The 13,617-nt window shown below is 69.0% G+C and carries 15 protein-coding genes and 1 pseudogene; 6 read left to right on the plus strand and 10 right to left on the minus strand.

Annotated elements, in window-relative coordinates:
- Positions 1-51 precede the first annotated feature (51 nt).
- Both VTA80_RS19620 and VTA80_RS19625 read right to left on the minus strand, forming a co-directional pair.
- Entirely contained in the window at positions 52-2,313 is a 2,262-nt protein-coding gene (locus tag VTA80_RS19620) for an ATP-binding cassette domain-containing protein (protein ID WP_407342754.1), read from the minus strand.
- Positions 2,310-3,833, minus strand: coding sequence for an MFS transporter (locus tag VTA80_RS19625; protein WP_407342755.1), 1,524 nt, complete (start codon positions 3,831-3,833; stop codon positions 2,310-2,312). The genes VTA80_RS19620 and VTA80_RS19625 overlap by 4 nt, the downstream gene beginning before the upstream one ends.
- A gap of 62 nt (positions 3,834-3,895) precedes the next feature.
- On the opposite strand from VTA80_RS19625, the gene VTA80_RS19630 reads away from it, so the two are divergent.
- Positions 3,896-4,915 (plus strand): helix-turn-helix transcriptional regulator, encoded by a 1,020-nt coding sequence (locus tag VTA80_RS19630; RefSeq protein ID WP_407342756.1) that lies wholly within the window; start codon positions 3,896-3,898, stop codon positions 4,913-4,915.
- Positions 4,916-5,048: 133 nt separating this feature from the next.
- On the opposite strand, the gene VTA80_RS19635 is transcribed toward VTA80_RS19630, so the two are convergent.
- The 7 genes from VTA80_RS19635 to VTA80_RS19665 form a co-directional block, all read right to left on the minus strand.
- Complete coding sequence (locus VTA80_RS19635) at positions 5,049-5,789, minus strand: MOSC domain-containing protein (RefSeq protein WP_407342757.1); 741 nt, start codon at positions 5,787-5,789, stop codon at positions 5,049-5,051.
- A gap of 127 nt (positions 5,790-5,916) precedes the next feature.
- Positions 5,917-6,198 (minus strand): hypothetical protein, encoded by a 282-nt coding sequence (locus tag VTA80_RS19640; protein WP_407342758.1) that lies wholly within the window; start codon positions 6,196-6,198, stop codon positions 5,917-5,919.
- Between the two features lie 28 nt (positions 6,199-6,226).
- Positions 6,227-6,466 carry a hypothetical protein gene (locus VTA80_RS19645; protein WP_407342759.1) on the minus strand — a complete coding sequence of 80 codons (240 nt, stop codon included), beginning with the start codon at positions 6,464-6,466 and terminating at the stop codon, positions 6,227-6,229.
- Positions 6,463-7,086: an RNA polymerase sigma factor gene (locus tag VTA80_RS19650; protein WP_407342760.1), complete on the minus strand. Its 624-nt coding sequence runs from the start codon at positions 7,084-7,086 to the stop codon at positions 6,463-6,465. Before VTA80_RS19650 ends, VTA80_RS19645 begins: the two co-directional genes overlap by 4 nt.
- 127 nt (positions 7,087-7,213) lie before the next feature.
- Complete coding sequence (locus VTA80_RS19655) at positions 7,214-8,998, minus strand: MOSC domain-containing protein (protein WP_407342761.1); 1,785 nt, start codon at positions 8,996-8,998, stop codon at positions 7,214-7,216.
- Positions 8,991-9,527 carry an NADPH-dependent FMN reductase gene (locus VTA80_RS19660; protein WP_407342762.1) on the minus strand — a complete coding sequence of 179 codons (537 nt, stop codon included), beginning with the start codon at positions 9,525-9,527 and terminating at the stop codon, positions 8,991-8,993. Before VTA80_RS19660 ends, VTA80_RS19655 begins: the two co-directional genes overlap by 8 nt.
- Positions 9,524-10,411, minus strand: coding sequence for an alpha/beta fold hydrolase (locus VTA80_RS19665; protein ID WP_407342763.1), 888 nt, complete (start codon positions 10,409-10,411; stop codon positions 9,524-9,526). Before VTA80_RS19665 ends, VTA80_RS19660 begins: the two co-directional genes overlap by 4 nt.
- Before the next feature lie 230 nt (positions 10,412-10,641).
- On the opposite strand from VTA80_RS19665, the gene VTA80_RS19670 reads away from it, so the two are divergent.
- The 3 genes from VTA80_RS19670 to VTA80_RS19680 are packed head-to-tail and all read left to right on the plus strand — an operon-like array spanning position 10,642 to position 12,249.
- Complete coding sequence (locus VTA80_RS19670) at positions 10,642-11,241, plus strand: sulfite oxidase-like oxidoreductase (protein WP_407342764.1); 600 nt, start codon at positions 10,642-10,644, stop codon at positions 11,239-11,241.
- 11 nt (positions 11,242-11,252) lie between these two features.
- Entirely contained in the window at positions 11,253-11,975 is a 723-nt protein-coding gene (locus VTA80_RS19675; RefSeq protein ID WP_407342765.1) for a ferredoxin reductase, read from the plus strand.
- The gene (locus VTA80_RS19680) at positions 11,965-12,249 is read left to right on the plus strand and encodes a DUF6510 family protein (RefSeq protein ID WP_407342766.1); all 285 of its coding nucleotides are present in this window, start codon (positions 11,965-11,967) and stop codon (positions 12,247-12,249) included. The genes VTA80_RS19675 and VTA80_RS19680 overlap by 11 nt, the downstream gene beginning before the upstream one ends.
- A gap of 26 nt (positions 12,250-12,275) precedes the next feature.
- On the opposite strand, the gene VTA80_RS19685 is transcribed toward VTA80_RS19680, so the two are convergent.
- Positions 12,276-12,917, minus strand: a complete 642-nt coding sequence (locus tag VTA80_RS19685) for a DNA-3-methyladenine glycosylase family protein (RefSeq protein ID WP_407342767.1) — start codon at positions 12,915-12,917, stop codon at positions 12,276-12,278.
- Positions 12,918-13,025: 108 nt separating this feature from the next.
- Between VTA80_RS19685 and VTA80_RS19690 the strand changes: the two genes are divergently transcribed.
- Positions 13,026-13,178 carry an FAD-dependent oxidoreductase gene (locus tag VTA80_RS19690; RefSeq protein ID WP_407342768.1) on the plus strand — a complete coding sequence of 51 codons (153 nt, stop codon included), beginning with the start codon at positions 13,026-13,028 and terminating at the stop codon, positions 13,176-13,178.
- A pseudogene (locus VTA80_RS19695) lies at positions 13,178-13,597 on the plus strand (FAD-dependent oxidoreductase); the annotation flags it as partial. The gene VTA80_RS19690 and the pseudogene VTA80_RS19695, both read left to right, overlap by 1 nt.
- Positions 13,598-13,617: the final 20 nt, after the last annotated feature.

Raw genomic sequence — 13,617 nt, forward strand, 5'->3', positions numbered from 1 at the left:
GAGTGCCCGCTATCCGTCGTCCGCTCACATCACACGTGCTCGCGGAAATCCTCAGCTGTAGCTGGCTCGGAGGGCGCGTCCGGTGTGGGTGTCTGCGCGGATCAACTCGGCGGGGGTTCCTTGAAAGACCACGGTTCCGCCGTCGTGGCCGGCATCGGGGCCTAGATCGATGACCCAGTCTGAGCGTGCGATCAGGTCCTGGTGGTGTTCGGCGATGATGATGCTGGCGCCGTTGGTGACGAGGGTGTCGAAGAGCTTGATGAGGGTCTCGACGTCTGCGAGGTGAAGGCCATTCGTGGGCTCGTCGAGCACGTAGATCAAGGGACGCCGTCCCATCTCGATGGCCAGGCGCAAGCGCTGGCGTTCGCCTCCGGACAGGTCGACCAGGGGTTGGCCGAGATGGACGTAGCCGAGGCCCACGCTGTCGAGCCTGCGCAGGGTGTCAGCGGCAGGCGAGTCGGCAAAGAAGTCGGCCGCTGTCTCGATGGGCATGTCCAGGACCTCTGCGATGCTCTTTCCTCGCAGGGTGTAGCGCAGAACGTGGTCGTGGAATCGGCGACCGTGGCACGTGGGGCAGGTGGTGGTGATGTCGTCGCCGACGAAGGTGGCGGTGTAGATCACGCCCAGTCCGGTGCACTCGGAGCACCCCCCGGTCGAGTTCGGGCTGAACAGGTTTGCTGTGGTCTTGTTCGCGGTCGCGAACTCGGCGCGGATGTCGTCCAAGACACGCGAGTAGGTGGCCGCGCTGGAGCGTCTCGAGCCACGAATGGGCGTCTGGTCCAGGACCGCGAGTCCGTCGGTGCGGGGTAGGGACGCCAGGAGCGAGGTCTTGCCGGCACCGGCCACCCCGGTGATGGTGACCAGGCATCCGAGCGGCACATCAACGGTGACGCTTCGGAGGTTGTTGCGGGAGGCGTTTTCGACACGGAGCGCTCCGGTGAATTGGCGCACGGTGGTCTTGACCGGTTGCCGCCGGTTGAGGTGTGTCGCAGTCAAGGTGTCGGCCTGGGCGAGTTGTGCCGGTGTCCCTTGGAAGACGACGAGTCCGCCGTGGGTACCGGCTTGGGGTCCCATGTCGATGATGTGGTCAGCTGCGCGGATGACGTCAGGTTGGTGCTCGACGACCAGGACGTTGTTGCCCTTGTCCCGCAGCCGATGGAGCAGCTCGATGACGCGCTTGATGTCGTGGGGGTGCAGGCCGGCGGCCGGCTCGTCGAAGACGTAGGTCAGTTCCGTCAGCGCTGAGTCCAGGTGCAGCACGGTCCGGATGCGTTGGGCTTCCCCGCCGGACAGGGTGCTGGTGGGCCGATCCAGCGCGAGGTAGCCCAACCCGACCTGGTCCATGTTGCGCAGCGCGGACACCACGCGTGCGCGCAGCGCCTGCAGGTGGCCGGGTAGCTCGATCTCGTCGAGCCACCCTGCCAGGTCCACGGCCTGCATCCGGGACGCGTCGGCGATGCTGGTTCCCTCGATGCGGCACGCTCTGGCCGCGGAACTAAGTCGACTGCCGCCGCAAGCGCCGCAGGGCTCGACGGTGGCCGCGTCCAGGACAGCGGCACGAAGGCGGGGTTTGAGTGCTTCCGGGCTCTTGCCGAGGTAGAGGCGCTGAATCTTGTTCAGCACGCCCTCGTAGGCCATCGGGTGGGTGCCGGTGTCCACGCTCGGCCCGGTCCCGGTCAAGAGGTGCTCGCGCCGCTCGGTGGTGTAGCGGGCGATCGGCTGGTCGTTGTCGAACACGCCGCAGCGGGCGTACACCTTCCAGAAGAGCGAGTCGACGGCGAAGTTGGGGAACGTGATCGCGCCGTCGTTGAGGGACTTGGTCTCGTCCAGGACCTTGCTGACGTCAAGGGCGGCTCGCTGCCCGGTCCCCGCGCAGTCGGGGCAGGCGCCAGCGGGGTCGTTGAATGACAGTGCTGCCGGTCCGGGCACGTGCGGCGTGCCGTGCTGGGCGTAGAGCGTCCGCAGCCGGCTGACGGTGCCGGTGGCTGTCCCGACGGTCGAGCGGGGGTTCCCGCTCATCGCGGCTTGGGTGACCACGATGGCGGCGCTGAGGTGTTCGAGCCGGTCCACGTCTGGGCGCGGCAGGTGCGGCATGAGGTTTTGGACGAAGGCAGGGTAGGTCTCGTTGAGCATGCGTTGGGACTCCGCTGCGATCGTGTCGAACGCCAGCGAGGACTTGCCGGATCCGGACACGCCGGTGAACACGACCAGCTGTCGCTTGGGGATGTCGACGTCGACGCCGCGCAGGTTGTTCACCCGCGCACCGCGGACGATGATCGCGCGGGCGTAGTCGGACCTCTCGGGGCTGCTCATCGGGATGCTTCCGCTCTCGGGGTGGGGGTCACGGCGTGTTCGGGTTCTGCGGCGGGTGCGGCGGCGGCCCGAGGAAGCAGCAGCATCAGGGCCGCGGCAACCACATAGAGCGCGACCTCGACCGGCAGAACGGCGGCGAAGGCGCTGCTGAACAGGTGCAGTGGGGATACCCCGGCGGTGGGGTTGTCTAGGGCGGTGAAGAAGATGGTCCCCAGTACGGCGATGCCGGCTGCCGCGCCGATCTGATTCACGGTGGACAGCAGGCCACCGGCCGCGCCGGCGTGGCGGCCGGGAACACCGGCCAGGACGACGTTGACGAGGATGGGTGCGGCCAGGCCTAGCCCGAGCCCACCGATGAACAAAGCCAGAGCGAGCATCCAGTACCCGGGGTCTTGCCCATCGCGGACGATGGCCCACAGCAGTGCTTGCGAGGCCGCCAGGGTCAGCGACCCGGTGATCAGCAAGGTACGACCGGCTTTGGCTGCCAACGCGACGCCGACGCCGGAGGTGAGGATGGATCCGAGCGCGTACGGCAGGATCACCAGGCCGGTCTGCCAGGCGCTGCGGCCAGTTCCGGCCTGCAAGTAGATGGACAAGGTGAGGAAGTAGGCGCCGATGGCACCGAAGAAGAACGTCGAGGCCCCCAGCCCGGCACTGACGCTGCGGACTTTCATCAGCGCCGGGTCGAGCACGGGCTGACCACCGCCGCGCGCCACCGTGCGCTCGTAGACAACGAACCCGGCCAGCAGCAGGACCCCCGCGACCATGACGGCGAACCCCCACCCCGGCCAGCCCCAGTCGCGGCCCTGGACCAAGGGCAGGAGCACCAGCAGCACACCCATCGACGCCATCGTTGCTCCCCGCACATCCAGGCGAGTGCGCGACTGGCTGGTGGACTCCGGGATCACCCGTGCCCCGAGCACGATCGCAACAGCTGCGATCGGCACATTGACCCAGAAGATGGCCCGCCAGCCCAGCCCGAACGGGTCCGCGTCGACGAGGAACCCGCCCAGCAAAGGACCGGCTACCGCCGCCAGGCCCTGGACCGCGCCGTAGGCGCCGAACGCCTTGACCATCCCCGCAGCGTCGAAACAGGACCGGATGATCCCGAACACCTGCGGGACCATCAATCCAGCGGCCAGGCCCTGCAGAACACGCGCGCCGATCAGCCACGCCGGACTCGGCGCCAAGGCGCACGCGGCCGACGCCACCGCGAAGACCGCCAAACTGGACAAGAAGACCCGGCGCCGGCCGTAGTCGTCCCCGATCCGTCCTCCGGTGATCAGGCCCGAACCGAGCGCGAGAACATACCCGGCCAGGATCCATTGAAGCTGCGCCTGGCTGGCATGAAGACCGGCCGTGATGGTTGGGGCTGCGACGGTGACGATCGTGGCGTCCAGCAGATCCATGAACGAGGCGAACAGCACCACGATCAGGGCGGTCCGGGCAGCCTTGCCGCTCAGCGTCCCTGGCTCGGGACGCTCGCGCGGGAGAGCTCGGGGAGCAGAATTGAAAGTCATGAAACTCACCGTGCCAGTGGTAGCGGACACCGAGTGACCGCTACCTCCGTGATGATGGGTGGGTGGCCACCACGTCGACGCGTCTGCTCAGCCTGCTGTCACTGCTCGGCTCTCGGGCACACTGGCCAGGACAAGACCTTGCCGACCGCCTCGGCGTCAGCACCAGAACACTGCGCCGTGACGTAGAAAGCCTGCGCGGGCTCGGCTACCCCATTGGGACCCTCAAGGGCCCCGATGGCGGATATCAGTTCGGGGCCGGCAGCAAGTTGCCCCCGTTGCTGCTTGACGATGAACAGGCGATCGCCGTCGCCGTCGCGTTGCAGACCGCCCCCGCCACGGTCTCGGGCATCGACGACGCGGTCGCCCGGGCCCTGACCAGCATCAAACAAGTCATGCCCGCGCAGCTGCGCGCCGAGGCCGACGCGATGCACCTGACCGCCATCCGAAACTCGTGGGAGTTTCCGGCCCCGCCCATCGCCTCGGACACGCTGAGGTCTGTCGGGTTCGCGGTCCGCAGCGGGCACGTGCTGCGTTTCGACTACCTCGCTCCGGACGGCACGCGTCCCGACCCGAGCGACCCGGACTTCACGCCCCCGCTGCTGGCCGAACCCCACCACCTCGTCGTGTGGGCCGGTCGCTGGTACCTCGTCGCGTACCTGCCTGTCAGCGAGACCTGGCAGATCTTTCGCGTCGAACGCATCCACCCTCACCATCCGACAGGGACCCCGTTCCAACGACGTGAACTCCCCGAATCCAACGTGACCCGCTACGTCATGACCAGCTACGACCGAGGCGACACCCCGGCCCGCTGGCAATGCCTCGGCACCGTCCTGATGGAACTACCCGCCAACGTCGTCGCCCAATGGGCACCCGGCGGTTCCGTCGTCGAATACGTCAGCCCCACACAATCCCGCGTCACCCTCGGCGCATGGTCCTGGGCCGGCATCGCCGGCCTACTGGCAACCTTCGACGCCGACATCACGGTCATCGAACCCGACGAGCTCAGGGACGCCTGCCGCACCCTCGCACGTCGCTACCAACAAGCGGCCCTCAGGCCCGCAGCGGCTCAAGGCATCCCATGAGTAGCCGGCCGGGTCAGGCACTCGCGCGGCAGATGTCGGCGTGAGCCGGTCAGCGCCGAGGCGGCGCGGGGTGCCGCGTCATCGACGGGTGCGCGCCGTCGGCTCCGCGGTAGGCCGAGGGCCGGACGCAACTTCAGCGGGTCAGTCCTCGGGTGCCGCATTCGTCGGTTTGGACATGCGGGTACGGAGCACCGACGATCCATCCCCCGATCCTGTCCGGCAGCTCGCGGAGGGGAACGACCTCCACCGAGTCGCCGATCGTCACGACGCCACCGCGAATGACCCAGGCGTTGAGCGCGAGCTCGTTGCCGAAGACGTCGCGGATCCGGCGGAGCACGTCGAGGTCTTGATGGCCGGTGTCCGGATCCACGGTGGTGACGATGCACCGCTGGCGCACGGAGTGCACGCCGATCAGTGCGTCGCCGATAGCCAGCGCCGTGCCGGGCAGTTCAGGCTCAAGATCGGCAGCGATCCCGGAGATGACCACATTGGGCCGCAGTCGCCGGACGTCGTGGCCGAATCGCTCGACTGCGCCATCCGTGGCGACCAGCAGGTTGAGGATGTCGAACCGCTCCGGGCTGCGGTCGGCCACCAGACGTGCCCCCGGGCCAGCATGTTGGTGCACGAGCTCAGCGGCGTGCTCGCTGTCCCATCGATACCCGTCCACCTGCGGCACACGATCCGGGCCTGTGGTCGCGGCGACGGTGAGCAGACCGTGCCGGGTGCGTCCCGTGAGCGGGCCCTTCAGCCCCGCGACGTGGACGACACGATCACCCTCGACCCCGTCGCTCGTCAGGGTCGCCGACGTGAGCGTCTCGCCCTTGAGCGACTTGACCGGGTACCGCCACAACTGGGACACGCGCATCTCAGGCATCAGGACTCCTCCCTGGACACCCCGCTGAAGGAAGCGCGGACGCTTCCCTGTGCGCAGTCACTCGACGGCCGGGGGACCTCCTGGAGTTGGCATCCGTTCACCGGGGCTTCTTACCCCCGACGCCGGGTCAGCACGCATCGATGGCCAGCTCGTAGACATTCGTCCGCACGACGACCGTCGCTCCTGGAGCGTCCGGCGCGATGTCCTGCTGCGCCCTGTCAGCACGGGCGCCCGCTTCGGTGTCCCAGTAGGACACGTCCAGGCCACGACCGTTGGCACGGTCCACCAGCAACCGGAAGCCGCGAAAGTCCTCGCCCTGGTGGAGACCTACGGCGGTGTTTCGCGTGCGGTCGATGACCGCACCAGCGCGCTCGAGGTCGAAGGCGACCTCATCGATCCTGACCCACATGGCGCCTCCCGTGCGTCGATGACTCAGCTCATGGGGCCGATGGTCCGGCGTTGCCGAACCGCTCGGCGGCGTCCCGCAACCCGCGATAGTCCTCACGGCACGCCGGGCACGCCAGGAGATGAGCGGCGAGCCCGGGGAGCTCACGCGCGGGGTCACCACCGGCCAGCTCGGACTCGACGTACTCGTGCAGCACTTCGAACCCGGCGGCGCAGCCGGCATCGAGGTCGTCTGCTCTGAGCAGGTCGTCGAGCTGTCGGTCGTCGTTCATGGCGTCCCTCGATGGTGCGCGGGTCGCTCGTACCCGGCTGCGCTCAGGCTTGCCTTCAATTTTCGACGAGCGTCGAACAGCGACTTGTAGACGGTGTTCCGCGAGGCCCCGAGCTCCCGCGCGAAGGCGTCCATCGGGACCTCGTTCAAGGCGATCGCGACGAAGACGCGGCGCTGGCGGGGCGTGAGGTCCTCGTCGATGGCCCGACGAAGCGCCGCCCTCACCTCGCGCTGCTCGCTCTGCTGGTGGGGCGACTGTGCGCTGGTGTCCGGGAGTCGTTCCCAGGCGTCGTCGTCCATCGTGGTGCGTCGGGCGCGCCAGAAGTGACGGCCCATCTTGGTCGAGACCTCGAACATCACGAACCGGTAGGCCCACGTCGTGAACCGGCTCTCGCCCCGGAAGTCGGGAACCTTCGCCCGGATCGCCATCAGGGCGTCATCGGTGGCTTGCTGGGCGATGTCCTCGAGCTCGGGGCCGCGGAGCTGGAGCGAGCCGGCGCGACGGGCGACCTCGTGCCGCGCGACACGGAGCAGAAGCGCGTGCAGGGCGACGACGCAGGCCTCGTGCTGGCTGCCTGTCGCGAGCAGTCCGTCGACCCAGTCCTTGGAGGTTTCGTCCAACCCAGCAGCAGACGCCGCCCAGGCATTGGGAGCCCCCAGAGGATCGACCGACACCTCGCGAGGATATCCCAGACCGTCCGTCGGGCCACGGGCCCGGGAGTCAGCGTCGACATCCGGCCACGCGCCATCACAGGTCGACGACGACGTCGCCGCGAGGGATCGCGCAGCACACCAGGACGTTCCCCTCGGCGGGCAGATCGACAGGGACCGGTGCGTAGGCCACCGAGCCATCGAGCAGCGCTACCTCACAGTTGTGGCAGACCCCTGACCTGCACGACCACCGGACCGGGACGTCGCACGCCTCGGCGAGGTCCAGGACGCTGGCGAAGTCCTCGCGCCACGGCACGGTGAGACCGCTGCGTGCGAACGTCAGTGCCGGGCCCCGTCCGACCGCGCCGGGCGGCGGGTGGGGCGCGGGCAGCGGACCGGTCTCGATTCCCGGTGTGAGGGCGGGGCCGGCCCCGAAGGCCTCGGCATGGATGCGGGCGGGTTCGAGTCCGAGGTCGGTGAGGGCGGACCGGGCATCGGACATGAACACCTGCGGCCCGCAGAGATAGGCGTGCGCATCGCGAGGGAGGTCGAGCCCGCCGAGAAGGGCGGCTGTCAGGCGGCCGCGGTGGGTATAGTCCCGGCCTCGTGCGTCGGCCTCCCTCGGGGCGCTGTAACAGATCAATGTGTGGGCGTGGGGGAGCTCCGCGAGCAGGCTGCGCACCTCGGCCGCGAAGGGATGCTCACTGCCGTTGCGCGAGCCGTGGACCCACCACACCTCACGCGTGGACCGCCGCTCGGCGAGTGCGTGCAGCATCGCGAGCACCGGAGTCGCGCCGATGCCGGCGGACACGAGTACCACCGGCGAGTCCCCGGGCTCGAGCGTGAACCGGCCACGCGGTGCCGACATCGAGACGACGGTCCCCGCGCGCACCTGCGAGTGGACGAAGGTGCTCACCGCACCGAAGGCTTCGCGCTTGATGCTGACGCGGTACTCGGGCGAGCCGGGTGCCCCCGAGAGCGAGTAGTTGCGCGACGGGGGTGTGCCGCCGTCGCCGAGCGGGAATGCAACGGTGACGAATTGCCCCGGAAGGGCGGCAGGGAGCGCGCGCCCGTCGGTCGCGGCCAGGCGGAGGGAGACGACGTTCGACGTCTCGTGCACGACACCGACGACCTCGTGCGTACGGAAGCCTGCCCATGCGACGGGCGGCCCGCCGGCCGCGTCGTTCAGCCCGACGTTCCCCGCGGCGTTGCTGTCGACCGTTGACAGTGCCTCGAAAGATGCACGCCAACCCGGGCTCAGCGCCGGGATCCCCAAGGCCTTCGCCACCAGCGCTGAGTCGTGCCCTGGCAGGTACAGCAGTCCGTCGACATCTGCCACGGTCATCCGGGCTGGGTCGCGATGGACCTGGACGAAGGGATCCCCTGCCTGCACGACACCCTCGCGCAGCACCCGGAGGTAGAACCCAGGGCGTCGGTGGGAGACGAGGAGCGCGGGTAGCTGGGGCTCTCCCAAGCGGAGTCCGACGCGGTAGCACGTGACGCGGGGTTGACTGACCTCGACGAGCGCTCCGCCGACCTCGAACCGGTCTCCGATGCACACGTCGTCATCCGCGAGTCCGTCGACGGTGAAGTTCTCGCCGAACTGCCCGTGCACGAAGTCGTCGCGGCCGAAGTAGCGGCTCCAGTGCTGGTAGGACGCGAGCTGGTAGACGAGGACGGCGCGATGGGGCCCTCCGTGGCCGGCAAGGTCTCCCTGTCCGTCACCGTCGACGTTCAGCGTGCGAACCATGTGCGGGCCGTCCACCGACTCCTTCCAGACGGCGGTGCGCACCGTGCGTCCGCGCCACTGGACGTCACGGGGTAGGCCGACGTTCACGGCCACGAGGTGACCCGCCGCGCTCGGGTCGGCCGAGTCAACCACCCGGGGTCCTCACGGCATCGGCGATCATCCGAAGGCTGTCGCTGATCGAGGCGCGGACACCGGGGTCCTCGACCAGGCCATCTGGACCGATCGCGCTGCTGGAGACCGGCACACGGGCACACGCCCCGACAACGACCCGCGCCCCGACGTACCCGAGGACCGTGGCCAGTGACATCCGCGCCCCGTCTCCTCTACCCTCGGCCGCGACCGTGATCCAGGCGACGGGCTTGCCGTGGAGCTCGCCGCCTCCGACGGTCCAGTCAAGCAGGTTCTTGAAGCTCCCCGGAAGCCCGCCTGCGTACCCGGGGGTGCAGAACAGGACCGCATCGGCCGCGGCCAGGCGCGTGCGCAAATCGGCGACGGCCGCGGGCAGCGGGTCGTGGTCGTCGTCGGGGTTGAAGGCCAGGAGCAGCCCGAGCGCGTCGACAAGCAGCACCCGCACCGACCCGCTGGCCGGTCCGCGCTCGCGGCCGCGCTCGACCGCGACCGCGAGCGGCAGCCCCGAGGCCATCGGGAGCCGCGTGCTCACCCCGCCGCCACGAGCGGGGTCACCGCGACGCACTCGTCGTAGAAGTTCACGATCTTCTCGGCGATGAGGTCCAGGTTGTCCTCGACCGCGAAGTGACCCGAGTCGAGCCGGACCAGCTCGGCGTCGGGCAGGTCGCGCAGGTACGCCTCGCCACCGGCCGGGGTGAAGAAGATGTCGCCCTGACCCCAGAAGATCAGCGTGATCGGCTGGCGCTCCCGGAGCGAGGCCTGCCAGGTGTCGTAGAGCGCCGCGTTCGTGCGGTAGTCGTAGAACAGGTCCAGCTGGACACGGTGCGCCATGGGGCGTGCGAGGAAGTACAGGTCCATGGCCCAGTTGTCCGGGCTGATCTTGCTCGCGTCGGGGTGGCCTGTGGTGTAGATCGCCTTGACCGTGCCAGGGAGCAGGAACGCTTCGAGTGCCGCCTCGTTCTCGGCGCTCCGGTCGACCCACAGTGCGTGGCGGATGCCGTCCCACGCCGCCGTGAACCCCTCCTCGTACGTGTTCGCGTTCTGGATGACCTGCCAGGCAAGCCAGTCGGGGTGGTCCGCGATGAGCCGGTTGCCGATAGGGCCGCCGTAGTCCTGCATGTAGATCGCCATCGGGCCGGTGAAGCCGACCTGCGTCAGGAGCTCGTCCACGATCTGCGCGAGGTGGTCGAACGTGTAGTCCCACGTCGACGGGTCCGGCATGTCCGTGTTCCCGAATCCCGGGTAGTCCGGAGACAGCACGTGGAACCGGTCGGCGAGCGCGGGGATGAGGTCCCGGAACTGGTGGGATGAGGCAGGGAAGCCTCCGAGGAGGAGCAGCTTGGGATTGGCCGGGTCTCCGGCCTCGCGATAGAAGACGTTGAGACCCTGCACCGTGACGGTGTGGAACGTGGTCATGGTGACCTCCTGATAGACCGCCCCGGCGTCGATCACGAAGGGGCATGGGGTGGATGTGATGCCTACTTGGCATCACGGGCCGCGGCCGTCTTACGTCTCCACGACAACTGCACCTTCCGTCGCGCCCGCGCGACCGCTATTTTCGATACGACCCCCCGGGTGAGTCCACCCGCTGGGTCTGCGAGCCGATGCTGACGACGCCTTTCCCGTGACAGGAATGAGGCCAAACCATGGGTGTTTTCTCCCCGGGGTTCCGCGGCAGGTCACGTGAGAGCGACGCGTTGCTGCCCCCCGGCCAGCACCTGACCGAGGACTTTCCCGTGCTGTCGGCCGGCCCCACACCGCACGTCGATCGGGACGAGTGGGAGTTCACGATCACCAGTGAAACCGGTGACAATGCCAGGTGGTCGTGGCCCGAGCTGCTCGCGCTGCCCAGCCAGACGCCCACGGTCGACCTCCACTGCGTCACGTCGTGGTCGAAGGTGGGCACGACCTGGCGGGGTGTGTCCCTGGACATCCTGCTCGACGGGGTCGACACCGCAGCGGACTACGCCCTGGTCCACTCCTACGGTGGCTACACGACGAATCTGCCGTTGGAGGACCTGCTCTCGGGCCAGGCGTGGATCGCCTACGAGTTCGAGGGCGAGGACCTCGCCCCGGAGCACGGCGGACCGGCGCGCCTTCTCGTGCCGCACCTGTACCTGTGGAAGTCGGCGAAGTGGGTGCGCGGCATCGAGCTCCTACTCGACGACGAGCCCGGATTCTGGGAGAGCGCCGGGTACCACGACTACGGAGACCCGTGGCGTGAGCAGCGGTACCAGGGCGACTAGGCGCCGGGCCGATGTGGCAGACCGCGACCCTGGTCGCTACCCGGGACGAGACGCCCGAGGCGCGAACGCTGGTCCTGGACGTCCCTGACTGGCCAGGGCACCTCGGCGGTCAGCACGTCGACGTCCGACTCACCGCGGACGACGGTTACCAGGCGACCCGCAGCTACTCACTGGCCGCGCCGGCCGACCACGACCAGGTCGAGATCACCGTCCAGCGCGTGCCCGACGGCGAGGTGTCGACCTACCTCACCGACGGCCTCGCCCCCGGGGAGGCCGTCGAGCTGCGCGGTCCGGCGGGCGGATGGTTCGTCTGGCGGCCGAGCGATCGGAGTCCCGTGCTGCTCGTCGGAGGCGGCTCGGGCATCGTGCCGCTGATGTCCATGGTGCGGGCCCGACGAGCCGTCGGCAGTGGTGTGCCGTTCCGGCTTGTGTACTCGATGCGCAGCCCGCGGGAGCGGTACTACGCCGCAGAGCTCGACCAGCTCGCCCGCGAGGTCGACGGGCCGGAGCTGACCTGCATCTACACACGCACGGCTCCTGACGACACGAACCGACCCGCGGCGCGGATCGGCGCCCCCGACCTCACCGCACCGGGCTGGTCACCCGACCGTGAACCCACCTGCTTCGTGTGCGGCCCGACGGGCTTCGTCGAGGTGGTCGCGGCACTGCTGGTCTCCCTCGGCCACGACCCACGCCGGATCAAGACGGAAAGGTTCGGTCCCAGTGGACGCTGAGCTGACGGACGATTACACGGACGACTACCAGGACGGGAACGCCCTGGCGGGATCGCTGCAGGAGATCTTTGCCGTCGATCTCACCTCAGCGGTCGGACGCTGCGCGCACTGCGGTCTCACCGGGCCCGTCGCGACCCTGCGCGTCTACGGCCGCGCGCCCGGTCTGGTCGCACGCTGCCCCGGCTGCGGCGAGGTCATGCTTCGCCTCGTCCGGAGCGCACACGCCGCCTGGCTCGACCTCACCGGAACGGCGCGCCTCAAGATCCCGCTCTAGCAGACGAATCGAACCGGCCCCGCCCTTCAGTTCGTGATCGGTCGCAGCGACGCCCACAGCAGCGCGGCGGCATGCGACCTGTGCGGCGACCATGCCTGAGCCAACGCGCGGACGTCCTCGATGGCCGGCAGGGCGGGCAAACTCCACGCGCGCTCGACCGCATGCCGGATGCCGAGGTCACCCGCGGGCAGGACATCGGCGCGCCTGAGCTGGTGGATGAGGAACATCTCCGCCGTCCATCGACCGATGCCGCGCACCCGCGTCAGGGTGGCGACCGCCTGCTCGTCGTCCAGATGATCCAGGTCGTCCACGTCGAGCTCGCCGTCGACATGCATCTGGCCGAGGCTCATCATGGCGGCAGCCTTCGCGCGCGACATCCCGAGTCCGCGAAGCTGCTCGGGGCCGAGAGCGAGGATGCCCAACGGCGTCGGGCGCCCACCAACCGCCGTACGCAGGCGTTCGACGATGATGAACGCCACAGCGGTCGACAACTGCTGCCCGGCGATGTGCAGCAGCAGCGCAGCGAAGTTGTTGCCTTCTGTCAGCCCGCCGTCGTCCCACGCGAACGGGTCCGGCCAACCGTGGATGACGGCGAGCCGCCCGAGGACGGGTTCGACGGCACCCAGGCTCCGGTGGTCGACCAACGGGATACTCGGCGTGATTGTCATGGGTGATTGGCGGCAAGCGCGGCAGGCTTCTTACCTCCCCCCGTCGACGTTGACCCCGGCCCCGGTCCACCAACAAACTCGACGCACTACCGAGAAGAAGGAGAACTCATGGAGTCCTACGACGTCGCGGTCATCGGGATGGGGCCTGGCGGTGAGCACGTCGCCGGGACGTTGGCCGAGCGGGGTCTGCGCGTGCTCGGGATCGAGTCCAGCCTGGTGGGTGGGGAGTGTCCGTACTGGGGGTGCATCCCTCGAAGATGATGATCCGCGCAGGGAACGCTTTGGCGGAGGCTCGTCGGGTCGCCCGGCTCGCCGGGAGTGTGGGCGAGGTCCGCCCGGACTGGGGTCTGGTGGCGCGCCGGATCCGCGAGGAGGCCACCGACGACTGGAACGACCAGGTCGCCGTCGACCGCTTCACCGGCAAGGGCGGCACGTTGATCCGCGGCACGGGCAAGGTCGCCGGTCCCGGTCGGGTCGAGGTGGACGGCGTCACCTACGCCGTCACGAAGGCGATCGTGGTGGCCACCGGCACACGCCCGTCGATCCCGCCGATCGACGGGCTCGATCAGGTCCCGTACTGGACCAACCACGAGGCCGTTGAGGCCATGCAGCTTCCAGCGTCTCTGATCGTGCTGGGTGGCGGGGCGATCGGCTGCGAGCTCGCTCAGGTCTTCGCCCGATTCGGGGTGCAGGTCACCGT

Source organism: Pengzhenrongella phosphoraccumulans (assembly GCF_045689905.1).
In the GTDB taxonomy this organism is placed as follows: Bacteria; Actinomycetota; Actinomycetes; order Actinomycetales; family Cellulomonadaceae; genus Pengzhenrongella; species Pengzhenrongella phosphoraccumulans.